17 protein-coding genes are annotated in these 26,008 nt (G+C 58.5%); 14 read left to right on the top strand and 3 right to left on the bottom strand.

The window, feature by feature from the left end; all coding sequences use genetic code 11:
* Positions 1–28 precede the first annotated feature (28 nt).
* Both ESZ00_RS18110 and ESZ00_RS18105 read left to right on the top strand, forming a co-directional pair.
* Entirely contained in the window at positions 29–628 is a 600-nt protein-coding gene (locus ESZ00_RS18110) for an LOG family protein (protein ID WP_129209820.1), read from the top strand.
* A 23-nt stretch (positions 629–651) separates the two neighbouring features.
* Positions 652–1,404: an ATP-binding cassette domain-containing protein gene (locus tag ESZ00_RS18105; protein ID WP_129209819.1), complete on the top strand. Its 753-nt coding sequence runs from the start codon at positions 652–654 to the stop codon at positions 1,402–1,404.
* 107 nt (positions 1,405–1,511) lie between these two features.
* Here ESZ00_RS18105 and ESZ00_RS18100 read toward each other — a convergent pair whose 3' ends face one another.
* Positions 1,512–1,943 (bottom strand): gamma-butyrobetaine hydroxylase family protein, encoded by a 432-nt coding sequence (locus ESZ00_RS18100; RefSeq protein ID WP_129209818.1) that lies wholly within the window; start codon positions 1,941–1,943, stop codon positions 1,512–1,514.
* A 35-nt stretch (positions 1,944–1,978) separates the two neighbouring features.
* On the bottom strand, positions 1,979–2,764 hold the full coding sequence (locus ESZ00_RS18095) for a sulfite exporter TauE/SafE family protein (RefSeq protein WP_229741101.1): 786 nt from the start codon (positions 2,762–2,764) through the stop codon (positions 1,979–1,981).
* Between ESZ00_RS18095 and ESZ00_RS18090 the strand changes: the two genes are divergently transcribed.
* Positions 2,716–3,936, top strand: coding sequence for a GGDEF domain-containing protein (locus ESZ00_RS18090; protein ID WP_129209816.1), 1,221 nt, complete (start codon positions 2,716–2,718; stop codon positions 3,934–3,936). The two genes, ESZ00_RS18095 and ESZ00_RS18090, sit on opposite strands and share 49 nt — an antisense overlap.
* Before the next feature lie 20 nt (positions 3,937–3,956).
* Here ESZ00_RS18090 and ESZ00_RS18085 read toward each other — a convergent pair whose 3' ends face one another.
* The gene (locus ESZ00_RS18085) at positions 3,957–5,828 is read right to left on the bottom strand and encodes an amidase (RefSeq protein WP_129209815.1); all 1,872 of its coding nucleotides are present in this window, start codon (positions 5,826–5,828) and stop codon (positions 3,957–3,959) included.
* Between the two features lie 96 nt (positions 5,829–5,924).
* On the opposite strand from ESZ00_RS18085, the gene ESZ00_RS18080 reads away from it, so the two are divergent.
* The 11 genes from ESZ00_RS18080 to ESZ00_RS18030 all read left to right on the top strand — a co-directional run bounded on the left by ESZ00_RS18080 (position 5,925) and on the right by ESZ00_RS18030 (position 25,880).
* Positions 5,925–7,295: a carbohydrate porin gene (locus tag ESZ00_RS18080; RefSeq protein ID WP_229741100.1), complete on the top strand. Its 1,371-nt coding sequence runs from the start codon at positions 5,925–5,927 to the stop codon at positions 7,293–7,295.
* 123 nt (positions 7,296–7,418) lie between these two features.
* Positions 7,419–7,808: a BlaI/MecI/CopY family transcriptional regulator gene (locus tag ESZ00_RS18075; RefSeq protein WP_129209814.1), complete on the top strand. Its 390-nt coding sequence runs from the start codon at positions 7,419–7,421 to the stop codon at positions 7,806–7,808.
* Positions 7,805–9,610, top strand: a complete 1,806-nt coding sequence (locus tag ESZ00_RS18070; RefSeq protein WP_129209813.1) for a M56 family metallopeptidase — start codon at positions 7,805–7,807, stop codon at positions 9,608–9,610. Before ESZ00_RS18075 ends, ESZ00_RS18070 begins: the two co-directional genes overlap by 4 nt.
* 18 nt (positions 9,611–9,628) lie before the next feature.
* Positions 9,629–11,458, top strand: a complete 1,830-nt coding sequence (locus tag ESZ00_RS18065; RefSeq protein ID WP_129209812.1) for a M56 family metallopeptidase — start codon at positions 9,629–9,631, stop codon at positions 11,456–11,458.
* Positions 11,459–11,636: 178 nt separating this feature from the next.
* Positions 11,637–14,579, top strand: coding sequence for an outer membrane beta-barrel protein (locus ESZ00_RS18060; protein WP_129209811.1), 2,943 nt, complete (start codon positions 11,637–11,639; stop codon positions 14,577–14,579).
* A gap of 4 nt (positions 14,580–14,583) precedes the next feature.
* Positions 14,584–16,701 carry a VWA domain-containing protein gene (locus ESZ00_RS18055; RefSeq protein ID WP_129209810.1) on the top strand — a complete coding sequence of 706 codons (2,118 nt, stop codon included), beginning with the start codon at positions 14,584–14,586 and terminating at the stop codon, positions 16,699–16,701.
* Between the two features lie 290 nt (positions 16,702–16,991).
* Positions 16,992–17,414: a hypothetical protein gene (locus ESZ00_RS18050; RefSeq protein ID WP_129209809.1), complete on the top strand. Its 423-nt coding sequence runs from the start codon at positions 16,992–16,994 to the stop codon at positions 17,412–17,414.
* Between the two features lie 255 nt (positions 17,415–17,669).
* Positions 17,670–18,842: an efflux RND transporter periplasmic adaptor subunit gene (locus tag ESZ00_RS18045; RefSeq protein WP_164981612.1), complete on the top strand. Its 1,173-nt coding sequence runs from the start codon at positions 17,670–17,672 to the stop codon at positions 18,840–18,842.
* The gene (locus ESZ00_RS18040) at positions 18,842–22,066 is read left to right on the top strand and encodes an efflux RND transporter permease subunit (RefSeq protein ID WP_129209807.1); all 3,225 of its coding nucleotides are present in this window, start codon (positions 18,842–18,844) and stop codon (positions 22,064–22,066) included. The genes ESZ00_RS18045 and ESZ00_RS18040 overlap by 1 nt, the downstream gene beginning before the upstream one ends.
* A gap of 71 nt (positions 22,067–22,137) precedes the next feature.
* Positions 22,138–23,481, top strand: a complete 1,344-nt coding sequence (locus ESZ00_RS18035) for a TolC family protein (RefSeq protein ID WP_229741099.1) — start codon at positions 22,138–22,140, stop codon at positions 23,479–23,481.
* 170 nt (positions 23,482–23,651) lie between these two features.
* Positions 23,652–25,880: an endo-beta-N-acetylglucosaminidase gene (locus tag ESZ00_RS18030; RefSeq protein ID WP_164981611.1), complete on the top strand. Its 2,229-nt coding sequence runs from the start codon at positions 23,652–23,654 to the stop codon at positions 25,878–25,880.
* The last annotated feature ends 128 nt before the right edge of the window (positions 25,881–26,008 follow it).

Raw genomic sequence — 26,008 nt, 5'->3', positions numbered from 1 at the left:
CATGCGGCTGCGATAGGATGGCGGGAGCATGAATCTCCCCCGACACAATATTGCTGTCTTCTGCGGATCGGCCTCCGGCAGCCGCCCTGCATATCTTGAAGCCGCCCGCGCACTTGGCCGCGGGATCGCTACCCGTGGGCATGGCCTGGTGTATGGCGGAGCGACTGTGGGCCTGATGGGCGCGGTGGCCGAAGCTGCGCTCGCGGACGGGGCTCCGGTGATCGGCGTGATTCCTGACGTACTCGCCGGCCGCGAGATTGCGCATCGCCACCTGACCGAGCTGCACGCCGTGGGCACCATGCACGAGCGCAAGGCGCTGATGGCCGAGCGGTCACATGCGTTTCTCGCACTGCCGGGCGGGTATGGCACGCTGGACGAGTTTTTTGAGATCGTGACCTGGGCGGTGCTGAAGATTCACGCGAGTCCGTGCGTGCTGATCAATATCGATGGCTACTGGGACCCGATGCTGGCGTTTCTGGACCATGTGCTCGCCGAGGGGTTTCTCAAGCCGGAGACGCGGGCGCTGGTGCAGCTGGCGGGCAGTGTGAACGAGGCGCTGGATCGGGTCGAACAGCACTGGGCGGCGCATCCGCATGCCGGGCTCATCGGCGATCCTTCGGTGATTTAGGTCAGAGTTGCTATCCTCCTTCCATGGCCCTGCTCGAAGCCCGCAGTCTTGCCAAATCCTATGGACCCGACGCACGCGTTGTCGATGATGTCTCCTTCTCCATTGCCGAAGGCGAGACACTTGGCCTCGTCGGGGAATCGGGCTCGGGCAAGTCGACGATTGCGCGGATGGTGCTGGGCCTGATCGAGCCGACCTCGGGTGAGGTGCTTTTCGACGGCCAGCCCGTCGGAAGATCCGGCCAGCGGGAGTTGCGGCGGCGGATGCAGGTGGTCTTTCAGGATCCCTTTGCAGCGCTGAATCCGCGGATGAGGGTACGGGAGCTGGTGGCCGAGCCTCTGGTGATCCACAAGACATGCGCGGCAGGCGAGTTGCGCGGGCGCGTGACGGAGATGCTGCGCGCGGTGGGGCTGGATGAATCCGCGCTGGAGCGCTATCCGCACGAGTTTTCCGGTGGCCAGCGTCAGCGCGTCAACATTGCCCGGGCGCTGATTCTGCGGCCGAAGATGCTGGTGCTCGATGAGCCGGTCTCGGCGTTGGATGTGAGCGTGGGCGCGCAGGTGATCAACCTGCTGCGTGAGCTGCAGCGGGATTTCGCGCTGACGTATCTCTTCATTTCGCACTCGATGCCGCTGGTGCGCTATCTTTCCACGCGGATTGCGGTGCTGCATCGCGGGAAGCTTGTCGAAGAAGGCCCGAGCCTCGAACTGTGCGCCGCTCCGCGCGAGGCGTATACGCGGTCGCTGCTGGAGGCGACGCCCAGCCTGGCTAGCTTTTAGCTCTTAGCTTCTAGCCTTTAGCTTGTTCGTGCCGGTGCGGGCGGCTTCGACCCTTTAGGGGAAAGAAAAAGGGTCCTTCCTGCCGCGTTGGGCTTTTTCCCTGGAAGCTAGAAGCTGTTTTTGCACGCCTCGCAAATGCAGTTGCGTCGCAGAAAATCCCAGGAGTAGATGCCGCTGGAATGGCCGTCATTCCAGTGGAAGCTGATGGCGTAGCGGCCGACCGGAGTCACGGTCTCAGGGCGCGGCGGCGCCTGGTACATGGGCAGCAGCTCGACAGGCTTCGCCTTTGGCTCGCCGGGCTTGCGGCCTTCGCGCTCGCGCTCTTCCACGCAGGTGGCGCAGGGGCAGGCGAGGCGCAGCCATGCGAAGGTCCATGCGCTGCGATGGCCGTCCTTCCAGTCGATCTCAACGCCGGTGCCTTCGGTCTTGTGGACGCGTACCTTGGCCGGGTCTGTGGCCTCTTTCGGCAGTGGCCGGTCGGCTTCTTCGGCGCGGCGGGCCTCTTCGGCCGACACCATCCTGATTCCTTCGTGGCTCATGCTTTCATTGTCCCTCAGAATGACATCGCTTGCGCTTAGTGCGCGTTCCGCCAGAAAAAGTAGCCTGCCATGCTGAAGCCGATAGCGATGACGAAGGCCCGCGCCAGCCGCGGATCGAGGCGCTTCCCGCCTTTTGCGCCGAGATAGCCGCCGAGCGCCGCGGTCACCATCATCAGCAGGCAGTGCTGCCAGAGCACCTGCCCGCGCACGATGAAGACGACCACGGCGATACCGTTGGCGAGCGTGGTGGTGACCACCTTCAGTGCGTTGATCTGGTGGATATTCTGAATGCCGAAGAGGGCGAGCAGGCTCATGATGAGGAATCCCGCGCCGGCGCCGAAATAGCCGATATAGAAGCACACCACGATCATGAGCAGAAAGAGCGGCAGCATCGGCGGATGAACTTCCGTCTCTTCCACGCCGCGTCCGCGCTGGTTGAGCCAGCGCGAGATGGGACCGCTGGCCGCAAAGAGAATGGCTGCGACGAGCAACAGCCAGGGAACCAGCTTCATGAAGGTGCTTTGCCCGGTATGCAGCAGGACCAGTCCACCGGCGCAGCCTCCGATGAGCGCAGCCGAGCCGAGCGGCCCTATCAGCTTCAGATTGTGTTTCAGATCTTCCCAGTAGGCGGCAATGGAGGTGAACTGTCCCGGCCACAGAGCGACGGTGTTGGTTGCGTTGGCCTGGATTGGAGGCACGCCGACACCGAGGATCGCGGGGAAGGAGAGAAAGGAGCCGCCGCCTGCCACGGCGTTGAGCGCTCCGGCTAAAAATGAGGCCACCACCAGCCAGATGCCGGCCAGATCGAAGGACATGTGCATGGAAGGATATTTTATCGGCGGGATGGAGTTTGGCTGGAGGGCAGCGCTGCCTGTGGTTTCTTCTCTTTTGCGATATGAGGGTGTTGCTATCATCGGGGTGTCCGAGCGATGGACAGAGGAGAAATATGCCAGCTGCACCGGTCTCGCCGTATGAAGCCCGACGTATGGCTGCTGTCCATAGAGTTCGCCTGCTCGGTACGCCAGCGGAAGAACGATTCGACAAGATCACGCGGCTTGCCCGGCGCATGTTCGATGTACCGATGGCATGCCTGGATATCGTCGGGGAGAAACTTGCCTGGCTGAAAAGCGTCCAGGGCTTCGATGGCCTCGAAGGGCTGCGGAAGGATTCGTATTGTCACCACACCGTTCTCGATGATGGGGTATGCCTGGTGCAGGATGCCCGCACCGACGCGCGCGTCTTTGACAGCATCCTTGCGGATTTCTGGGTTTTTTACGCCGGCGTGCCGCTGCACTTCGATGGAGAGCGCATCGGCGTGCTCTGCATCGGAGATAGCAGTCCTCGCGAATTCGGCGCGGACCAGCTTTCCGCCCTGTTCGATCTCGCCGAGCTTGCCGAGCGTGAGCTTGAGATCGCGGCGCTGTCCGAGTCGCAGCTGGCGTTGGCTGCTTCCAACGAAGAGCTCGAGATGAAGGCACGCATCGATGTGCTGACCCATGTATGGAACCGGGGAGCGATTCTGGAGTTGATGGCCGCTGAACGCGCCCGCGCCGAGGCGGCCGCTGCCACATCGGTTCTGATGATCGACATCGACCACTTCAAGAAGATCAACGATACCTTTGGCCATCCAGCCGGCGACGAGGTATTGCGGGTAGTCGCTTCCAGGCTGCGTGCCAGTATTCGCGTGCGGGATGCGGTGGGCAGATATGGCGGCGAGGAGTTTATGGTGGTGCTGCCGGAGGCCGACATCGAGGTCGCGGTTCAGGTGGCGGAGCGAATCTGCCAGGCCATAGCCGTGGCGCCCGTTCCATTCGAGCAGCACTTCATTCCTGTGACCTGCAGCGTTGGCTGCGCTGCGTCTTCCGCGACTTCACTGGACGATGTCGACACGCTTCTTGGGCATGCCGACCGCGCTTTGTATCAGGCCAAGACCTCCGGCCGGAACCGGGTGGAGGTGCATGAAGATGCGCAACGCACCTCCCCGGGAACCTAGAGCCTGTCCGGCTCTCTGCGTTAAGCGAGCCTGGGATGCGACGTGTGAAATCCTGTCGCTTCCTGATAGGCCCGGGCAAAGGCACATAGCTTCGCATCCTGGTAGTGTCCGCCGAGGAAGGTGAGGCTCACCGGTGTGCCCGGTCCTCCGACCTGATCGTCGTCTCCGGTGTTCCTGACTGGCGCCGTGGGAGCATCGGGACCGCGCAGGCCGTTTGGCACAATCACCGCGGGATGTCCGGTCAGATTCGTCGCTGTTAATTGCACGCTGCTCGAGGCGGCGACAATAATATCGACTTGTTCAAAGAGCGTTGAGATCTCGCGGATAGCGAGGGTGCGGGCACGGTTGGCCTGGATGTATTCGACCGCGGGATAGAAGCGGTGGATGCGGAAGAGATTCGGCCAGTCGTCTTCTGTCTGACGGGTGAGCAGGCGGTCGCGGCCGCTGCGCGTCAGCTCGTCGAAGGCCGCGGCGGCTTCAGCGGTGAGCAATGCGGCCATGGCATCGTAAGGGAGCTTCGGAAGTTCTACCGGCACGAGGGAAACGCCCATGGCGCGCAACTTATCGAGCGCGGCGAGATCATAGTTGCGATCGTAGGCACGCCGGGCGTGGCTGGCTTCGTTTTCGCGGCGGGCAGTTTCACGCTGTGTTCTTTCTTCGGCTGTCTCGTCCGGCTTTGCTGGCTGTTCGGGCTCAGGCTTGTCGGCTTCAAACTCGCTGACAATGTATCCGACGCGCAGCTTTCGCCAGTCGAGATCGGCATTCCAGTTGAAAGCCGCCTCGCGTGCGGCGAGATCTTGGCCATCGGGACCATAGATAGCCTGCATGACGATGGCGCAGTCTTCGACCGCGCGACAGATGGGGCCGAGCTTGTCCATGGTCCAGCTCAGCGTCATGGCGCCGGTGCGCGGCACAAAGCCGAAGGTCGGGCGGAGTCCGGTTACTCCGCAGCGTGTGGAGGGTGAAGAGATAGAGCCAAGCGTTTCGGAGCCGATGGAAAATGCGACGCAGCCGGCAGAGGTCGCAGAAGCGGGACCGGCCGATGAGCCGCTCGAGCCTTGCTTCGGATTCCAGGGATTGCGCGTGCGTCCGCCGAACCAATAATCGCCCATAGCCAGGGCACCAAGGGTGAGTTTGGCAACGAGGACAGCCCCGGCGGCGTCGAGACGCTGTACGACGGTTGCATCTTCGTCGATGACCTGGTGCTCGAAACCGCCGGCTCCCCATGTAGTCGGATAGCCCTTGACGGCGAGCAGGTCTTTCGCGCCCCAGGGCAGGCCATGCAGCGGTCCGCGAGAGTGGCCGCGGGCAATCTCCGCATCTGCATCGCGGGCCTGCGCGAGTGCCCGCTCTCTGGTGAGGGTGACGGCAAATTGCAACGTGGGGTTGTAGCGTTCGAGGCGGCGAAGGTACATCTCCGTCAGGTCGAGAGAAGAGACTTTCTTTCTTCGGACAAGATCGGCCAGCTGTGGCACGGTCGCAAAGGCCAGGTCTTCGAGGTCGGTTGGCATGGTGGCGACGGCCTGGCTGTAGACGGGAGTTTTTTTCTGCGTATTTACGACTGCACCCGGGGGCAGAGGATCAAAGATATAGGCGGGCGGAACGCTATTGGGCAGATGGAGCTTGCGGATGGACTCATAGCCTTCACGCTGCTGAGTAAGGCCGGCGATGAGCATCTGCTTCTGGTCGGGTGCAATGGTGATGCCGGCGAGAGCAGCGGCCTGATCGATCATGTCGGTTGTGATCGGCTTGAGAGCTTGCCCGGGTTGCGCGTCCTGCTGAGCCTGCGCGGCGAGCGTGAAGAGCGCTCCGGGGAAGAGCGCGGAGGCGATGCCGAGGCGTGAAGTGACGGCAAGCAATGTACGGCGATCGAACAGCGTCTGGCTGGGCATGCAGGCGGAAGACCTCTGTGTACGGATTGTTTTGCAGTATACGGAAGAGAAGGTGATGGGCGGAGCTATGCTGGCTGTGGAGAGGACCTTTTCTTGATGCGCAGATCGACAGGTGGGTGGGCACGCATGTTGGGTTCATGGATGATTGCCGCCGCTGGTGGCGTTTGGCTGACAGGCACAATGTGGGCGCAGGACTCGACCGCGCAGCTGAAGCCGCAGGGAACGCCTCCGCAGGTCATGATTCCGAGCGAGCCGCAAAGGAATGCGCGCTTCCAGCCGCAGGCCATTCCGGCGATCTTTCCGGAGGGGCAGCCGATCCAGCAGGAACTCGATGCCATTGCCGGGCCGATGGCGAAGATTCCTGCCGATCCGCTCTATCAGCGCGATCCATTGGGCTGGCCGCTGAAGCCTTTTCGAACAGCAGGGAACTGGGCGGCAAAGACTTCGCATATCAACTTCGGCGCAACCTATACCTTTCTGAACCAGTACGCGACGGTGACGCCGGAGAGCGTGCGGCACGATCAGTTGAGTGGGCGTCTCGATCTGAATGGGAACTGGGCGGTGTATAGCTCCGAGTCCACGGCAGGGTCGATCGGGTTGCTGGTGCGCTCGGGGACGAACATCGGCATGAGCCAGCAGTGGAACCTGAGCGATCAACTGGGCTCCGGGCTGTATCTGAACTGCCTGCAGGGCGGCGGCGAGCAGGAGCCGATCACGCTGAACATTCTGTACTGGCGGCAGGACTTCCTGGCGCGGCGCCTCTCGTTCTATGTGGGCAAGCTGCATCCGAATCAGCACATCAGCCTGTCGATGTTCAACAACGACGAGCGCACGCAGTTTTTGAACGGCGAAAACGACGGCGATCTTGCTATCGCCTCGGATGGAACGTATGCCGGCGGCGCGGCGATGGAATTTCAGGCGACGCCGCGTTTGTTTGTGCATGCTCTCGCTGTCGATACCGAGGGCGCGCAGCAGCGGAATATCGGCACGCTGGCGGACCGCAAGTATCTCGAGGCCATCGAGGTCGGCTGGTTCAAGGGCTTTCCCGGCAGCAAGTGGGTGAACTATCGCGGTGTGCTGTGGCGCAACGATACGAAGACGCTAGGCAGCGGGCACGGCGGCGGCATCGGCTTCGATCATGAGTTCGCCAACGGTTGGGCGCCCTTCGGCCGCTTCACGCAGGCCACCGACAAAGGCACGGCGACCAAGCAGATCGAGTCGGTGGGCGTCGTCAACACCAAGCCCTTTGGACGGCAGGGTGATTTCTTCGGCACGGCCTTCAACTGGACGAAGCCGAGCACGGGTCAGGGCAAACGCCAGGAAGGCGTGATCGAGACCTTCTATCGGTTGCGTCTGACGACAAGCATGGAAGTTGGGCCGGATATGGAAGTCTCGATCCATCCGACAAACGCGGCGAAGGCGTACTCGACGGTGCTGATGGGCGCGAGGATGCGGATCATCTTCTAACTGGTTCTGGCGTCAATGCCCGTGGGCGTGGCCATGAAAGATTTTTATCCAACGAGATAAAAAGCTTGCGCGTGGCATACGCGCGTAGTAGTGTCTACTACCACAGTAGTAAATCAGGAAAATATGCCCAATCCCAAACTGTCCCGTCTCGAGTTTCAGATCATGGAGGTCTTCTGGGCGAAGGGTGAGCTCTCGATCCGCGAGATCCAGGAGTCGCTTCCGGCTAAAAAGCGTGCTGCCTATACGACTATCCAGACCACGGTCTACCGGCTGGAAGCCAAGGGTGTGCTTCAGAGGGTTCGCAAGGTGGGCAATTTTCATCTCTTTGCCGCGGCCATCTCCCGCGAATCCGCGCAACGCACGCTGATCGATGATCTCCTGTCGCTGTTTGGAGGGCGCTCCCAGCCGGTGATGGCGCACCTGATCGAATCCGGAAAGCTTTCGCTCGACGATGTGAAGGATGCAGAGCGGGTGTTGCGTGATCTGGCCCGCGAAAAGGGGAAGAAGTCATGAATGTGTTCATGCTCTTTGACCATGCCTGGCTTTCAGCCCTTGCCGATCATCTGTGGCAATCCACGCTGACGGTTGCCGTTGCATGGCTGCTGACTCTTGCGTTGCGCCATGCCCCGGCCCGCGCACGCTTCTGGGTGTGGATGGCCGCGTCGATCAAGTTCCTGGTGCCACTGGCGCTTGTCAGTGCTCTCGCTGCGTCTGTTGCCTCCTGGTCGCATACCCAGTTTGTTCTGCCAGCGCATGGCACAGAACATAGCGCTGCTGTATGGATGCAAAGTGTTTCGCAACCGCTGCAGCAGCGCGCTTTTTCTTCTTCAGCCCGCAGTGAAATGGGAGCTGCTGTTGCGAATCCGTGGCAGCAGGTGAAGCGGATTCTGCTTCCAGCGCTGGTTGGCATGTGGCTCGTCGGTTTCGTTCTTCTTGTCTTGTCCTGGTTGCGGCAGTGGTTTGAGGTGCGTCGCTTGGTGCGTGCTGCGATGCCCATCGAGCTCGATCTTGCTGCGGGTATCGAGGTGCGTCTCTCTGACACCGCACTGGAGCCGGGCATCTTCGGCATCATGCGTCCTGTGCTGCTGTTGCCGGAGGGTGTTCTTTCTCATCTCTCCGAGCCGCAATTGCGTGCCGTGATCGAGCATGAGCTGGCACATATGCGCCGCCGCGATAACCTGACCGCCATGCTGCATATGGGCGTGGCAGCATTGTTCTGGTTTCATCCTGCTGTCTGGTGGATCAGGACGCGCCTGCTCGCAGAGCGTGAACAGGCCTGCGATGAGGCTGTGCTGCAGTCGGGCAACGCCGCAGAGCTTTATGCGGAGAGCATTTTGAGTGTGTGCCGTCTGTATGTCGAGTCACCGCTGCCGTGCCTTTCGGGCATCACAGGTTCCGACCTCAAGCGGCGCATCGTGTACATCATGAAGGGTGAGGCGCCACGAGCGCTCGGGATGCGCCGCAAATTGCTGCTTTGCGTCACGGCGTTTGCCGCGGTGAGCATTCCGGTGCTGCCTGGCCTGATACAGATAGATCGCGTTCATGCGCAGGCGGCCACATCACCTGCAAAGGTACCAACGGCGTTTGACGTGATCTCCATTCATGTCCATAAACCGGGGGCCAATGACGGCATGGGCATTGGGTTTGGCGATGGGAAGTTCGACGGTACGAACGTCGATCTGGTGACACTGTTTATGAATGCCTACGACATTCGCTCCGGTCTCATCTTTGGAATCCCTGCCTGGGCAAAAGGGAAGGACTGGGATATTCACGCCAAGACCGTCGATCCAACCCCGGAAGAGGTGAAGAAGATGAACCTCACGGAGGAGCAGGAAAGACAATTCGCGGTCAATATGCTGGCTGAGCGCTTTCATGCGAAGGCGCACTGGGAGACGAGAGAGCTTCCGACCTATGACCTTGTGCTCGAAAAGAACGGTCCTAAGTTCTCGGAGAATGCGGCGCAGAATGCAGCCGATGTGAAGTCCATTCCCTCCGGCGGCATGTCTTCGAACTGGTCTCCCACGGAGCACAAGATCAAATTCAATGGAGCCCCCATGAAGTCGCTGGTATTCAGTCTCGCCAGCGATCTCAATCGCGACATCATCGATCAGACAGGCCTCACCGGAAAATACAGTTTTGTGCTGAAGTTCACGCCGCAGGATGCACCGCCAGATTCGAGCGACTCCGGTGCAGGCGACGCTGGACCCTCGATCTTCACAGCCTTGCAGGAGCAGTTAGGGCTGAAACTGGTTCCCTCAAAAGGGCCGGTGAAGGTATTGGTCATCGACCATGTCGAAATGCCGACGGAGAATTAGGAGGAGGCGGTGCGAGCTATGTTTGCAGTCCACGGTGCGATCGTTTCTGCAGATTCTCCATGGCCGGCTGCAGTGTTGAATCATCTCTGGCAGTCCACCGCTGTTTTTCTTGCTATATGGTTGTTGGTTGCGATGCTGCATCGTGCGCAGGCGCGTGTGCGCTATCGCTTGTGGATGATGGCCTCTGTGAAGTTCTGCCTGCCTTTTGGACTGTTTCTCTCGCTCGGCAGGTGGGTGGGGATGCGGTATGCCTCATGGCGCTTCATCGCAAAGCCGCATGATGCGGCACTGACTGCAGGTGTGGTGCGGTTTTCAATGCCGTTTCCGCAGCAATCCGCATACCCGGTGAATCTCTCTAACGCGGCTGCAGGCTCTCACGCGTCGATTGGTCTTGCACTCTCGCTCCTGGCCACAATGTGGCTGTGTGGCGCAGGCATCGTTGTGTTTCTATATGTTCACGAATGGAATCGCATCCGCACTTTGCTGCGCGTTACGCTGCCGCTGGGCCGGGTTTCCGGTGTTTCGATCCTCGCGCATGAAGGCAGCGTGGAGCCTGGTGTGGTCGGCATTGTGCGCCCGCGCATCCTGATTCCGAGCAGCCTGCTCCAGGATTTTTCGCCGGCGCAGGTCGATGCCATTCTTGCGCATGAGCTCTGCCATATCCGCAGGCGCGACAATCTGACCGCATTCCTGCACATGTGCATTACTGCCGTTTTCTGGTTTCATCCCGCGGTCTGGATGATCCGCGCGCGGCTGCTCGAAGAGCGTGAGCAGGCCTGCGATGAGGCCGTACTGTGTGCCGGGAGCCGGCCAGAAGTCTATGCCGAGAGTATTCTCGGCGTCTGCCGCTGGTATCTCGAATCTCCTGTGACGCCTATGGCCGGAGTCACCGGAGCCGATCTTAAGCGGCGGGTTGTGCGCATCATGACAGGCGCTATTGCGGACCGCATGAGCGGTCGCGCAAAAGCCGCTGTGGCTATTACCTCGATTCTGGTTGTCGGCTTTGCCGTGGCGCCAGGGCTCTTCGGTGATGCTGTTGCTGCCATGCAGGATGTGGACACCGCAGGTCTGCCGCGTTTTGCGGTTGTATCGATACATCCGACGCATGACGATCGCGGCAACTGCGGCTTGTCAAAAGAGGGCTATCACTGTGAAACCGAATCGCTCAAAGCCTTGATCGAGTCTGCCTATGGCATCGATAAGAGCTACCAGATCGATCATCTGCCAGCCTGGACGAACTCAACCCATTATGCCATCGAGGCAAAGGTCGATGGCCCGGATATTCCGGTCATAGAAAAGCTCCACTACAAACAGCGTCTTCATATGCTCCAGCCTGTCTTACTGGATCGCTTTCATCTCAGGGCGCACTGGGAGACCCGGATGCTGCCGGTCTATCTCCTTACCGTTGCGAAAGGCGGATCGAAGCTAAAGCTTCCATCTCCGGACGATGCGTTGCATCGGCCAAAGCTCGGCGACGCGATTGGCGGACCAGGCAGTGTCATACAAGGGATCGATGGTCAGACGATTGGACAGTCTGTGCCGCTGAGCATGATTGTGCAGATACTTAATGCTTATACCGAACACAAGATTATCGACCGGACAGGACTGAATGGCTCCTACGACTTCTCTGTGCAATTTCCGGGCTCGAAGCGAGGACCGGATGGCAGCATTCTTGTCGGTGACGCGAATGAACGTATGGTTTCTGCCGAACAGGCTGCCGAGGCAGATCCATCCTCTTCGGCAACGCTCTTTACTGCGGTCGCGGATATGGGGCTGGAGCTGAAACCAGGGAAGGCCCCGTTGCCGGTACTGGTCATCGACGAAATTCAGCCTCCAAGTGAGAATTGAGCGTATATCTCGAAAGACAGCGATAAGAAAATTGTCTGTCGGGGATTATTTTTACAGCTATTCCTGCTTACGAATGCGGTGTTGATACATCCAATAGCCGCCTGACAATCCTGTTCGACACCGCAGTCCCTGAATATACGCAAGCAAAACCCTGTAGCCTTCGGAGAGCTGAATCAGGATGATGCAGAAGACACTCGGCTGGCGATGGAGGCAGTGGAGCATCGCCGCATGCTTGCTCTGTCCGCTGCTGTTACAGGCTTCCGAGCAGCATGGTCATATTGAGTCGAATCATTTTCCGGTTCCGGGAGCTACAGTAGTGGCCACGCAGGACGGGAAAAAGTTTGTCACCACATCGGATGAACATGGCAACTATTCCTTTTCCGATCTTTCTGACGGCAACTGGAAGATTACCGTTACCATGCCGCTCTTCTCGCCCGTAGAGCAGGAGATTGCCGTGCATGCCGGTGCACCGGCGGCCAGCTTTGAGCTGAAGATGCTTCCGGCCGGGCAGATGCTATCCAATCTGAAGGTATCGGAGGCGCATGCCCCTGAGGCTGCTTCGCCGCAGACGGCAGAGGCTTCCGCGGGTAAATCCGCGGCACCACAGGTGCCAGCTCGCCGTGACGGCCTGGTGGTCAACGGCAGTGTGAATAATGCGGCGACTTCGAAGTTCTCGCTCGACCAGGCCTTTGGCAATACACGCAATCATTGGCGTGGCCTTTATAACGGAGGGCTCGGGATTATCTTCGGCGACTCGGCGCTCGATGCCCGCCCGTATGCGCTCTCCGGTGCTGAAGCTGCGAAGCCTGGGTACAGTCAGTTCACCGCGATAGCCTCGTTCGGCGGGCCGTTGCAGATTCCGCATCTCTTCCGGCACGGTCCGAATCTTGCGGTCAATTATCAATGGACGCGGGATAACAACGCTGCGAATAACACGGGCCTTGTTCCCACGCTTCTTCAGCGGACTACTACCGTCAGCAGCATGGATCCTGTCGCGCAGGCGCTGCTGAATCTTTATCCGCTGCCGAATGTTACTGGCGACGCAGCCTATAACTATCAGCTTCCCGTGCTGAATGGGACTCATAAGGATGCTTTGCAGACGCGCGTTGAGCGCGGTATCGGAGGCCGCGATTCGGTGACTGGGACTTTCGCCCTGCAGAGCACGCGGGAAGATACGACAAGCCTCTTCGGCTTTCGCGATGCGACCTCTACGCTGGGGCTGAATACGGAGATCGGCTACCGGCATCGATTTTCCGGAAATCTCTTCTCGAATCTGCAGTACCGCTTCAGCCGTCTACGCGCGCAGGTTACGCCTTTCTTCGAAGACAGGATCAATGTTTCGGGAAATGCGGGTATGACCGGCAATAATCAGGAGCCTGCGAACTGGGGACCGCCTACGCTGGTCTTCTCGAGCGGTATCGCTTCGCTGACTGATGCGCAGAGCTCCTTCAATCGCAATGAGACGAATGCCATCGGCGGTTCGATGGAGTGGTACATCCACAGGCACGACCTTACCGCCGGTGGAGATTTTCGCCGGGAAGAGTTCAATGACTATGCGCAGCAGGATCCACGCGGCACCTTCACCTTCACGGGCAATGCTACGGGATCGGATCTGTCGGACTTCTTCAGCGGGATTCCAGATACCGCCTCGCTCGTTTCGGGGAATCCGGACAAGTACCTGCGCCAGTCTGTTTATGACCTCTATGCGGTAGATGACTGGCATCTGGCTCCCGATCTTACGATGAACATTGGCGTGCGCTGGGAGTATGGCGCACCGATCACCGAGTTAAAGAATCGTCTTGCGAATCTGGACATTGCGCCAGGGTTTACAGATGTGGCGACGGTCATTGCCAGCAATCCGACGGGATCGCTCACCGGGCAGCACTATCCCAGTTCACTGATGCGTCCCGATCGCCGCATGATTGAGCCGCGCCTCGCTCTATCCTGGCGCCCCTTGCCTGCCTCTTCGCTGATTCTGCGTGCGGGCTACGGCATCTATGCCGATACTTCGATCTACCAGAACATTGCGTTGGAACTGGCACAGCAGGCGCCCTTTGCTGCCAGCATCAGCGCCAGCAATACGATCTGCCCCCAGTCGCTGAAGACGGGGCCGAATGCCTGCAGTACGACCACCGCGGATACTTTTGCTATCGATCCGAATTTCCGTGTGGGCTATGCGCAGGTATGGCAGGCAAGCGCGCAGCGGGATCTTCCGGCTGCGCTGCAGATGGTGGTGACTTACCTTGGCGTCAAGGGATCGAATGGTGTGCAGCAGTTTCTCCCTAACAGCTATCCCATTGGCGCGACTGATCCCTGTCCCTCCTGTCCGTCAGGGTTCCTTTATCGCACCTCTTCGGGAAGCTCCTCGCGTGAAGCCGGAACCATACAGCTGCGCCGCAGGTTGCGCAGCGGACTCACAGCATCGGTGCAGTACACCTATTCGAAGTCGATCGATGACGATGCGGTACTCGGCGGCCAGGGACCGCTTGCCGGTGGTGCGACCAGCGCCGCAGCGACCAGCATGGCTACTGCACAGAACTGGCGCAACCTCTATGCCGAACGCGCACTCTCTACGTTCGATCAGCGCCACTTGCTCAATGCGACGCTGCAATACACCACAGGCATGGGGATACGAGGCGGGACGTTGATGGGGGGATGGATGGGGCGTGTTTACAAAGAGTGGACAATCCTCAACACCATCGCCGCGGGCTCCGGTCTGCCGGAGACCCCGGTCTATCTGGCAACTGTTCCCGGCACGGGTTTCTCCGGGAGCATCCGTCCGGACCGTACCTCTGCGCCACTTTACACCGCACCTGCCGGACGTTTTCTGAACCCGGCTGCCTTTGCTGCACCGCAATCCGGACAGTGGGGGAGTGCTGGCCGTGATTCCATCACTGGTCCTGACCAGTTCACCTTCAATACGTCGCTTTCGCGCACCTTTCGCCCTTCGCAGCGCACCTATCTCGATATTCGTGCGGACGCGACCAATGTGCTGAATCACGCTGTCTACGCAAGCTATAACGTCACCGTCGATCCTACGACGACCAATTCGCTTTTTGGAGTTCCTGCATCTGTAAACGCCATGCGCAGTCTGCAGATTACAGCAAGGTTGAGGTTCTAAAGCGATGCGCCACGCTCTTTCCCTGCTTCTTCTTGCTTCCTGCTCCGCGGCCGCGGGAGCGCAGGTGATTGGCCAGAATGGCGATCCCGGCAGTGAGGCTGTGGCTACGATCAGTGTCCGCTCTCAAATCGTAACCGAGACTGTGACAGTAAAGGGGAAAGACGGCAAGCCGGTAGACGGCCTTACGGCCGCGGATTTCACGTTAACCGAGGACGGAGTTCCGCAAAAGATTCGCTTCTGCGAGCACCAGACTCTGCCGATTACTGCCGCACCATTGCCTGTTCGCGCCCGTGACGACGAGAAGGTGACGGTTTATAAGGAGCTGAATCGATCGCAGATTACGCCGGAGGCCACAGATACTCTGCACTATAAGGATCGCCGGTTGATGGCCCTTTACTTCGATATGTCGGCGATGGGGCCAGCCGATCAGAGACGTGCGCTGGAAGCTGCGACAAAGTTTATCCGCACGGAGATGACGCCTGTCGATCTTGTCTCTATTCTCCGTTTTAGTCAGGGATCGGTGGATGTATTGCAGGACTTTACTGCGGACCGGGATCGCCTGCTGAGCATTCTGACCACGCTTGAAGTGGGAGAGCACCAGGAATGGGCTACGGAAGCCAGCGATGCGAGTGCATCCGACCAGGGCGCGGCCTTCGGGCAGGATGACAGCGAATTCAATATCTTCAACACCGATCGCCAGCTCTCCGCACTGCAAACTGCTTCGAATATGCTCGGGCATCTGAATGAGAAAAAGGTGCTCGTCTATTTTGCGAGTGGGCTTAAGCTGAACGGAATTGACAACCAGGCGCAACTCCACGCGACAGTCGATGCTGCGATTCGTGCAGGTGTGTCCTTCTGGCCGATCGATGCGCGGGGGCTGGTTGCTGAAGCGCCTCTCGGCAATGCCACGCAGGGTTCGCCAGGTAATATCGGCGTCTACTCGGGGCTTGCGGCGCAGGCTGTACAAGCCGATTTTCAGCAGTCGCAGGATACGCTCTATGGGCTTGCAGCAGATACAGGCGGTAAGGCGCTGCTCGACACGAACGACCTCACGCGCGGGATCACGCAGGCGCAGCGCTCTATTTCCGATTACTACGTGCTGAGTTACTACACGACGAATACTGCGCTGGATGGACGCTTCCGCCGTATCAAAATCACGGTCAATCATCCTGCCGACGCGAAGCTTGAATACCGACAGGGATACTACGCAGGCAAGGAGTTTGCGAAGTTTACGGAGGCGGACAAGGAGCGCCAGCTGGAAGACGCGCTGATGCTCGAAGATCCGGTAACGGATCTTACTGTCGCCATGGAGTTGAATTACTTCCAACTCAACCGCGCGGAATACTTTGTGCCGTATGTGGTGAAGATTCCTGGTCACGAGCTGGCATTAGCAAAGCGTCGTGGCGCGGACCACACGCTGATCGACTTCATCGGTGAAGTGAAAGATATATATGGCGGTACAACCATCACCAATGTTCGCGATCACGTGGATATAAAACTTACGGGCGAAACAGAGCAGGAACTCGCCCGTATGCCCATTGAATATGGTGCGGGGATTACGTTACTGCCTGGCACGTATCGCTTCAAGCTTCTCGCCCGCGATGACGAAACGGGGCGTATTGGAACGTATGAGACCTCATTCACCATTCCGAATCTCAATCGCGAGGAGCAGCACGTTCCTATCAGCTCCGTTGTGCTGAGCGGCCAGCGTGTGTCACTCGCTGACGCACTTTACAATGCGATGAAGAGCAAGGATGAGACAAAAGAAGCTGCGGTCAATCCGCTTGTAAGTGACGGAATGAAGCTGATTCCCAGCGTGACGCGTGTCTTCCATCGTGATCAGCCGTTCTATGTTTATCTGCAGGCCTATGAGGCTGGTCCCGATCAGCCGAAGCCGATGGTTGCCTACGTCAGCCTTTATCGCGACAACGCGGTGAAACTTCAGTCCCAGGCATCGGCTGTGAGTCCCGAGGCATCGCCCCGGCTCAAGCAGGTTCCTCTGCATTTCGATCTCGACATCCAAAGCCTGGAGACGGGTGACTACATCTGCCAGGTCACGATTCTCGACCCTGCAACTGGAAAGACTTCATTCTGGCGCGCGCCGGTGAGAATCGAGCCGTGAGTGTTTCAGAGCCATAGGGGCTCTGAGGACTCGGATTGAGAGAGGATGCAGCTCTCCGTGCGAGGCCGGTTCTGGAACTGGAAGGGAAAAGCTTTGCTCGGGGAAGAATAAGCGTCACTGTATAGAAGCAGAGCAAATCTGGTCGTTCGATGAACGAACGGTCAGGAACGAACGAGATTTTCCACTTCGTATGTGCTATGACTTACAGTAGAGAGAGGCCGAATGGGTAGCTCGAAGAGTGGTAGCCTTCTCGAGCGCCAACCGGCGAACCAAGTCCACGCATCCAAACAATGACGAAAGATGCAAAGCCTGTGAATGCCGCTATGACAAAACATCTGCTGCTCTCGTGGATGCATCTGGCGTTCATCGCCTTAGGGCTCACTGTTCTCTGCTGGGGAACAGGGTACAAGGTTTCCCTCTACTATCCGCCGCAATCGTCTGTGCGCCTTATTCCGTGCGCAAAACTGCTTTCACGTGATGAGCAGCAGGCGACCCGCGAGCAGGACGCAGACGTTCAGCCTCCGCGGCCGGCTCCTGTCTCCCTTGCGGCGTTTATGCTTGGCCTGCTGTCTCTGCTGCTGACTTTTCTTGTTCAGCAGCTTCGTGGTGCCCTCGTTTCGCGAATTTACCGCGAGAGCGGCCGTAGCTGGCATTTACACCAGCGTGCAGGTATGTCTTTCTTCTTCGTCCTTCCTCCTCCCGCAGTTCTCTAGCTTTCCCATTCTTTGAAGTTGGGACGCCCTCTTTGGGCGGCAGTGTCTCTGCGGACCGTTCCTTTGTCCGGCGCAGTGTGCGCTGTGCGCTAGGGCATTCCCTTCTCTGTTTGAAAACTTACTGCTCAGAAGGATGTACCTTTCATGCGAAAGCGATCTCTGTCTTTGTTCGCGATGGGCCTTACTCTGCCTGCCCTTCTTCCTGTCATTTCCTGCAGCTCACACTCCGCAGATCCTGCGGAAGAATCGGCATCCGTGCCCTCGGCCAGCGTTGCTCGTGTGCAACGTGGCGATATCTCGCACATGCTCAGCCTCGCCGGCCAGTTTCAGCCGTACCAGGTGGTCGATGTTCACCCCAAGGTCAGTGGCTTCATGAAGAAGATCAATGTGGATATTGGCGACAAAGTGCGGAAAGGCGAAGTCCTCGCCGTGCTTGAAGTGCCGGAGCTGCAGGCGCAGCTCGAGGCCAGCGCCTTTGATATGGCGCAGGCCAGGGCAGAGATTACCCGTGCCCAGCACGAGATCAGGCGGGCGGAAGCGGTGCATGCTGCCGAGCACCTTAATTATCAGCGCCTCCTCGACACGTCAAAGGCGCAGCCGGGGCTGGTCGCGCAGCAGGAGCTCGATGATGCGCAGAGTAAGGACCTCTCCTCCGCTTCGCAGGTGGATGCAGCGAAGGCCGCGGCTGATGCTGCTCAGCAACATGCCGAGTCGGCACATGCCAATAATGAGCGTGAGCAGGCCATTCAGGACTATACCCATGTGGTTGCGCCGATTGATGGCGTAGTGGTCTGGCGCTATGCCGATACGGGTGCGCTCATTCAGAGCGGCACCAATTCCAATCAGCAGGATCTGCCTATCGTGCGCCTGGCGCAGAGCACGCTGCTGCGCCTGCGTATGCCTGTTCCCGAGGACGACGTGCAGTATATCCACGAGGGCGATACCATCCGCATTCGCATCGATGCCTTGAGCCGCTCCATCACGGGGAAAATCGTTCGCTTCACGCGCAATGTCAACTTTGAGACCCGCACCATGGAGACCGAAGTCGATGTGGACAACCGCGATCTCTCCATCGCTCCCGGCATGTATGCGAACGCGCGCCTTGCGATGGCGAGTGTGCATGATGTTCTCACGCTTCCGGTGGAAGCGCTGGTCATTCACGGCAGCCAGCAGATGGTCTATGTGGTCGACGCGCAGAATCGCGTCCGGATTCGGCCTGTAGTCGTTGGTCTGCAGGCGAGCAAACTTGCAGAGGTCAAGAGCGGTCTCGAGGAGGGCGATCGGGTGATTGTGGGAGGCCAGGATAAGTACAGCGACGGCGAGCAGGTCACCTCTGTTCTCGTACCGTCGCAAGCCTCAGAGGAACAGAAGGAATCTGGCGGCGTAATCGATATGAAGGCGGACGACAGCAACGGAGGTGCGCAGTAATGCCGAAGTTTGCGTTGAAATATCCGTTCTTCATCATCATGCTCTGCCTGATGGTCATGCTCGTGGGTTTCGTGGGCATTGCCAGCATGCCGGTCGATCTTTTTCCGAAAATCGACATGCCGGTCGTCGTTGTCGCTACGTTTTATAACGGCATGCCGCCTAAGCAGATCGAGGCCGATATCACCAACACCTTCGAGCGCTTCTTTACGCTGGCTGCAAATGTCGACCATAGCGAATCGCGCTCACTGACCGGCGTCAGCCTCATCAAAATCTATTTCAAGCCCGGCACGAATGCAGATGCTGCGCTAAGCAATATTGCGAACCTCGCCATGGCTGACCTGCGGAGACTTCCACCAGGAACTCTTCCGCCTGTCGTGCTCGGTATGGACGCATCCACGCAGCCTGTCTGCCTTGTCACGCTCAAAGGCAAGGGGCTCGGTGAGACACAACTGAAGGATCTTGCGCAGTTCCAGGTTCGCAATCAGATCTCCAATGTTCCGGGCGCCTCGGTGCCGCAGCCGTATGGCGGCACATATCGGCAAATTCAGATCTACGTCGATCCGCTCAAGATGGAAGCCCGCAATCTAAGTCTCAACGATGTCGTACAGTCGGTGAACAGCTCAAACCTCATCCTGCCCGCCGGCGATGTTCGCATTGGTTCGAAAGACTTCAACATTTACGCCAACAGCCAGTTTCCAGATGCTAAGGCGATGAACGAGATGCCGCTTAAGTCCGTGGGCAACTCTTCGGTGCTCGTCGCGGATATTGGCAAGGCCGAAGACGCGGGCACGCTGCAGTACAACATTGTCCGCATTGACGGTCAGCGCTCGGTCTACGTGCCTGTCTTCAAGCAAGGCGGAGACAGTAACACCATCACGATCGTCAACGGGATGAAAGATGCCATCAAGAAGCTGGTGGATATCCCCGAGACGCTGAAGACCTCGGTGGTCTTCGATCAGTCGATCTTCGTGAAGATGGCAGTGAAGAACCTCATCAAGGAGGCCAGCATCGGCCTCGTGCTCACTGGCCTGATGATCTTCATCTTCCTCGGCAGTCCGCGCGCGACTTTCGCCGTGCTGTTGTCGATTCCACTGTCCGCGCTCGTGTGTCTGCTGCTGACGAAGGCCATGGGCGGTTCCATCAACACGATGATCCTCGGTGGTCTTGCTCTGGCTTTCTCTCGCCTTATCGACGATTCGGTGGTCGTGCTCGAGAATATCTTCCGCTTCATGGAAATGGGTTGTAAACCGCGCGAAGCCGCGGAGAAAGGCGGCATGGAAGTTTCGCTCGCAGTGCTTGCCGCGACCTCTACTACCTCGATCGTCTTCTTTCCGGTTACCTTTCTCTCCGGTATCAGCAAGTACATTTTTACGCCGCTGGCTCTGGGGGTGGTGCTCTCCATCTTTGCCTCGTACTTCTTTGCGATGACGGTTGTCCCGCTTTTTTGTGCGAATTTCATCCGCATCCATCACGGAGAAGACGAAGCAAAGAAGCAGAGCTTCTTCGCACGCTTCGAGCGCGGCTTCAATAACAAATTCCAGAAGCTGCTCGACTGGTACGAAGGACTGGCCAAGCGCGCGATGCGGCGGCCAGGATTCACCACTGCTATCATCCTTGGCGGCGTGGTCCTGGTCCTCGCTGGTCTATTACCTTTCCTGGGCAGAGCTTATTTTCCGCGTACTGATCCAGGCCAGTTCGTCATCGACGTGCAGATGCCCAGTGGCACGCGGCTTGAAGTGAGCAACGACTATATCGCCAGGGTCGAGAATGTCATCCGCAGTGTCGTCAAGCCCTCGGATCTCGGCATGATCGTCTCTAACATCGGTGTTTATCCGGATCTCTCAGCCATCTTTACGACGAATGCATCGATGGACACGGCCTTTGTGCAGACCAGTCTCAAGGAAGATCACAGGATTGGCAGTTACGAATACATGCGTCGTGTACGCGAGAAACTGTCGCAGCAGATGCCGGAGCTCAGCACGTACTTCCAGGCAGGCGGTCTTGTGGATGGCGTCATCAATCAGGGGCTGCCTGCGCCGATCGATGTGCAGATCAGCTCCAACAATATGGAGAGCGCGTATGCACTCGCCAAACAAATGGCAGAGAAGATCAAGGCTATGCCCAATGTAAGTGACGTTTATATTCCGCAGAATCTCGACTATCCCGGCATAGAACTCAACATTGATCGCGAGCGCGCAAGCCTCATCGGCCTCTCTGCGAAAGATGTGGTCGACAACGTCATCACCGCCATGACCTCGGATGGCCAGGTGGCGCCCAGCTATTGGATCGATCCGAAGACCGGCAACAATTACATGGTCACGGTGCAGTACGCCAACCATGTTCTGAATCACATGACGATGGAAGACTTCCGCAGCATTCCTCTGCGCGGCACTCGTCCCGCGGGCTATGCGCCGGGCGAAGAGGCACGTCAGGCCGGCGATGCGAATCCGGTTATCTGGGCAGGGGATCACTCCACGGGCTACACCCCGCTCAGTTCGGTTGCTGACATCAAGCTGATCAATACCCCAACTGAAGTTGACCACTATCAGATTCGCCGTGTCATCGACATTTATGTTGCGACGAAGAAGGAAGCACTGCAGGGAGTGGGTGGAGACATCCAAAAGCTTCTCGCGCAGACCAAGACCGAGCGCAACACCGTGCTTAAAGTGCGCGGGGCTGTGGTGAGTATGAACCGCTCCTTCGCCGAATTCGGTCTGGGGCTGATCATCTCCGTCCTGCTCGTCTATCTCATTCTTATGGCGCAGTTCACCTCATTCATCGATCCGTTCATCATTCTTATGGCTATTCCTCCCGGACTTGCTGGCGTAGTGCTCATCCTCTTTGTTACCGGAAGCACGCTGAACATCATGTCCCTGATGGGAGTCATCATGATGACTGGCATTGTTGTTTCGAACAGCATCCTTATCGTCGAGTTTGCCGGCATCCTGCACAGCGAAGGATTGCCGCTGCTCGAAGCGGTGATTCGCGCCTGCCGTGTGCGTCTGCGTCCCATCCTGATGACCTCGCTGGCCACGCTGCTCGGCATGATTCCGATGGCGCTTGGCCTCGAGGCCGGCAGCGAACAGTATGCGCCGCTGGCCCGAGCCATTATCGGTGGCCTCGGCGTATCTGTCGTGGTGACTGTCTTCCTGGTCCCGGCGGTCTATCTCCTCATTCATGGACGGCAAGAGAAAAAGCTCCTCGCGGAAGGAAGGGCACACTGATGCAAACACTTACCTTCACCTCCTCTCGCCTGATTTTCTGTGCGCTGTTTGCTTTTGGAGGAGCGAGTTATTTGCATGCTCAGAGCCATGGCAGCGCTCCTCTTCCTGAAGCGCCGAAGCTGCAGTTGCTGGCCCAGAGCAGCGCGCCGCAAGGTCAGACGGCCGCACTCTCTGATTCGTCAGAGAGTGCGGCCGCTCGGCTCACGCTGCACGATGCCGAGCAGATGGCGATCCGCAACAATCCGCACATTAGCGCAAAGCGCCTGCTCGCACTGGCGCAGCACCAGGTCGTGCGTGAGAACCGTGCTGCCGAGCTTCCCTCGGTGGCAGGTGGTGTTACAGCCGAGGATGCGAACCAGGCTTCACGCATCTCGGCTGGTTCGCTCACTGCCTCGCGCCTCTTCGAGCACGCAGGCGCAGGTGCCAGTGCCTCGCAACTCATCACGGACTTCGGCCGGACGCGCAATCTTGTTCTCTCCTCGAACCTCGAGGAGAAAGCGCAGGATGCCTCGGCGCTTGCCACTACCCAGGACATCGTCCTCACTACAGATCAGGCTTTCTATAACGTGCTTGAGGCGCAGGCTTTGCTCAATGTGGCGCAGCAGAACGTGAAAACCCGCCAGACCACCGACGACCAGATCGGCGTGATGACGAAAAACAAACTCAAGTCCACGCTCGATCTGAGCTTTGCCGATGTCAATCTCTCGCAGGCCAAGCTGCTGCTGCTCGATGCGCAGAATAATGCCAGCGCTACGATGGCCGCGCTCGACGAAGTGCTTGGCCTCGATACCGCGACGAGCTACCAGCTTGTTGCTGACGGCGGTGCTCTTGCTCCGCCTCCACCCGATGCCGATCAGTTGCTGAAGCTTGCGCTCGAGCAGCGGCCTGATTTGCAGGCGCTCGACCTGAGCCATCAAGCTGCGGTCAAATTCAGCCACGCGCAGCGTGACCAGCTTTTACCCAGCATCAGTGCGCTGGGCACGGCGGGCGCGGTGCCGGTACGACCCGGCGAATATTACAACAGCAGCTGGTGGGGCGCCGTCGGGGTGAATATGAATATCCCCATCTTCAACGGTTTCCTCTATACGTCGCAGGCGAAGGAGGCAAGCATCCGCGCTGAGGCTGCGGCCGAACAGACCCGCGCGCTGCGTGATCGCGTGGTGCGCGACGTGCGCACCTCCTGGCTTGCGGCGCAAACCGCATATCAAAAGGTAGCCGTAACAACGGACTTGCTGAACCAGGCCAACCTTGCGCTCAAGCTGGCGCAGACTCGATACCAGATGGGGCTCAGCTCGATTGTCGAGCTCAGCCAGGCGCAATATCAACAGACGGATGCGGCAATCGGAAACTCGAATGCGCAGTATCAGTACCGGCTGTCTCTGGCCACGCTCAATTACGAAATCGGATCGATTTGATAACTTTCTGGCGTCGCTGAAGCGGTCATCCGGCATTCCACGATCGTGCGCTTTGCCATGTACGCTCTGCATACGAATAATGAGAGAAGATGGCTTTTTCCGCTCAAGACAGTGCAAATGCCGGGGTGTCGTTCACGCGACGTCAGTTTTCCTTTTTAGCCGCTGCTTCCTTGTTCAGTTTCTGGGGACAGAAGCAGGCCTTCGCCTTAGAGGGGCAGGATGCAGGTGCGAATTCCTTCGATACACTTGCCCCCATCTTTCCTTTGACGGCAAAATCACGCGACAGCTTCGCTGCCTTGATGGACTATGTGCCATCCGTCGATCCGGATGCTGCCTATTTTCGTTCGCGCGTACCGCGTGCAGCCAGGATTCCCGCCTTTGCGCCGACTCAGGCACATCCTAAGCTCAGCTCTTTACCGCAGGTGGCTACGCTGACCGGATGTTATCGCACGCTTGGCGAGCATGCGGACGATCACTACAAACGGTCGCGCTATGGAGCACCTCCGCAGGGTGGAGTGTATGTCTCCCGCATGATCGGCTATCACGATATTGTCGTGAGCTGGAGCGGTCCCGGCATGATTCCGAATGCGGCTCTGATCGATGCGGCGCATCGCAATGGCGCCTTGTGCCTGGGAACGATCTTTCAGCCAGACAAGCGCATCTTCGATTCGAGTGCCGTGCCTGCAAAGCAGGTGGCCGCTAAGTTTGTGGAGCTGGCTCTGTATTTCGGCTTTGACGGCTACTTCATGAACTTCGAGCTCGGGACTCCGGAGGGACATGCTCAGATACTCGATCTGCTTGCCATGATGCGCGAAGAGGCCCATCGGCAAGGTAAGTCCGATTTCTATATCCAGTTTTATGACGGGTCTGCAGATATGGATCAGTTGATGCCGATCGAGACACCCGGAACACCGTATGTTCCTGCCGCATCGTTTGCGGATAGCACGATGCTCGACCAGGGATGGAGCGGCTACAGCATGACGCACGGCTGCTGTTCGGGAAGGCCGACCGATGCTGCATCCGTCTATGCCTATTGCAGGAAGAACGGTCTCGACCCATATCGCTCGGCTTATTTCGGATACCAGCTTTATCCGGGGCCGGGATATCTTGGCCTGTCTGCTCCTTCTGTGATTCATCCGAATGACAGTGCCACCGCTTATGGCAGTTTGCAGGTTTATAGCTTTGAGGATGGCCTGCACACCATGCAATTGGCGCTGGATAAAGGCAAAGGCGATGCTGCGCCGGCTCTCTCGCGAGAGGAAGAGTTCTATGCGCTCGAGCGCCGCTTCTTCAGCGGCCAGTCTCAGAACCCCGCGCTCGACAATGCGCCTAATGCGGAGCAGGCTCATATTTACGCCGAGGTCGCAGGGAGAACGCGGAGATATACGGATTACTCTCCCACGGAAGACCATCCTACGGATCAGGTGAAGCTGCCTATCACTTATGGCGTTGCAAACTTTACCGTCGAGCACTCCGTGATCGGGGCTTTTCCGTTTCTGACTCACTTCAACCTGGGTGCCGGCGATGCCTTCTTCGTGGATGGCGCGAAGCAGGGAGATCGTCCATGGTTCAATCTGGGGATTCAGGATCTTCTGCCGACGTGGCAATGGTGGTTGGAGCCGATGCAGGGTTCTCTGGATCGCTCTGCTGCAAAGTATGCGCCTCTTCGTGTGGAGTATGACCGGGCGCTGGCCTTTGACGGCGGTGCATCGTTGCATATCTCCGGCTCACTTCGTGCCCGGGATGGCGTCTCATTGCGTCTCTATAAGACGAAGTTGCCTGTTCAGAATGCAGGGGATCTTTCTCTGCATCTGGTATGGCAAGGTCTTGCTGAGACAAAGGAGTATCTGCTTGCTGGTTTGATCTTTGAAGATGCTCCAGATCAGGCGGAATGGGTTCGCTTCACGCAAACAGACGCCATTCTCCATGAACAGCTCGATCATGGCTGGACGCGATCCCGCATGACGCTTGCTCCCTACCGAGGAAGAACTCTGGCTGCGCTCCTGATTGGCTTTCATCATGAGAAGCCAGCGCATGCCGATACGCCGGTAGACGTTCATATCGGAGAGATCTATGCGGGACTCCCCTTAAAAGGTGAGACCCATTCCGCGCCATCCTCGTTTACGGTTGAAGCGCATGCTGCGGGGGCTGCTCAGGGAACCATGCAGGTGCGGTTGCGCTGGCAGATGCGGGATGAGGATGCTTATTACGATCTCTATGCCATGAATGCGACGTCAAATGCCAGAACCTGGCTCGGACGTGTTACCGCCGACTGTTATTACGTGGAGAGCGTGCAGGCAGAGCAGGGAAGCGCGATAGCATTCGAGCTTGTGGCAACAAGCCGTGAAAATCCGCTACTCCGCAGCCTCCCGGCACGCACCACAGTGCAGGCCGCATAGGGGCTATCACCGCATTCATACGCAGCATGCCTTCTCTTTGACTGCTGAAAAGAGAAGGCGTGCTGCGAGGGTTGGAATTGCCGCGATAACTGCGCGATTGGAGCGGCAGCAGCTCTCACCTTGACAAT

The sequence above is a fragment of the Silvibacterium dinghuense genome, assembly GCF_004123295.1.
Classification (GTDB): Bacteria; Acidobacteriota; Terriglobia; order Terriglobales; family Acidobacteriaceae; genus Silvibacterium; species Silvibacterium dinghuense.
Note: the sequence above shows the minus strand (reverse complement) of the source record. Positions and strands in the feature narration are given on the sequence as shown.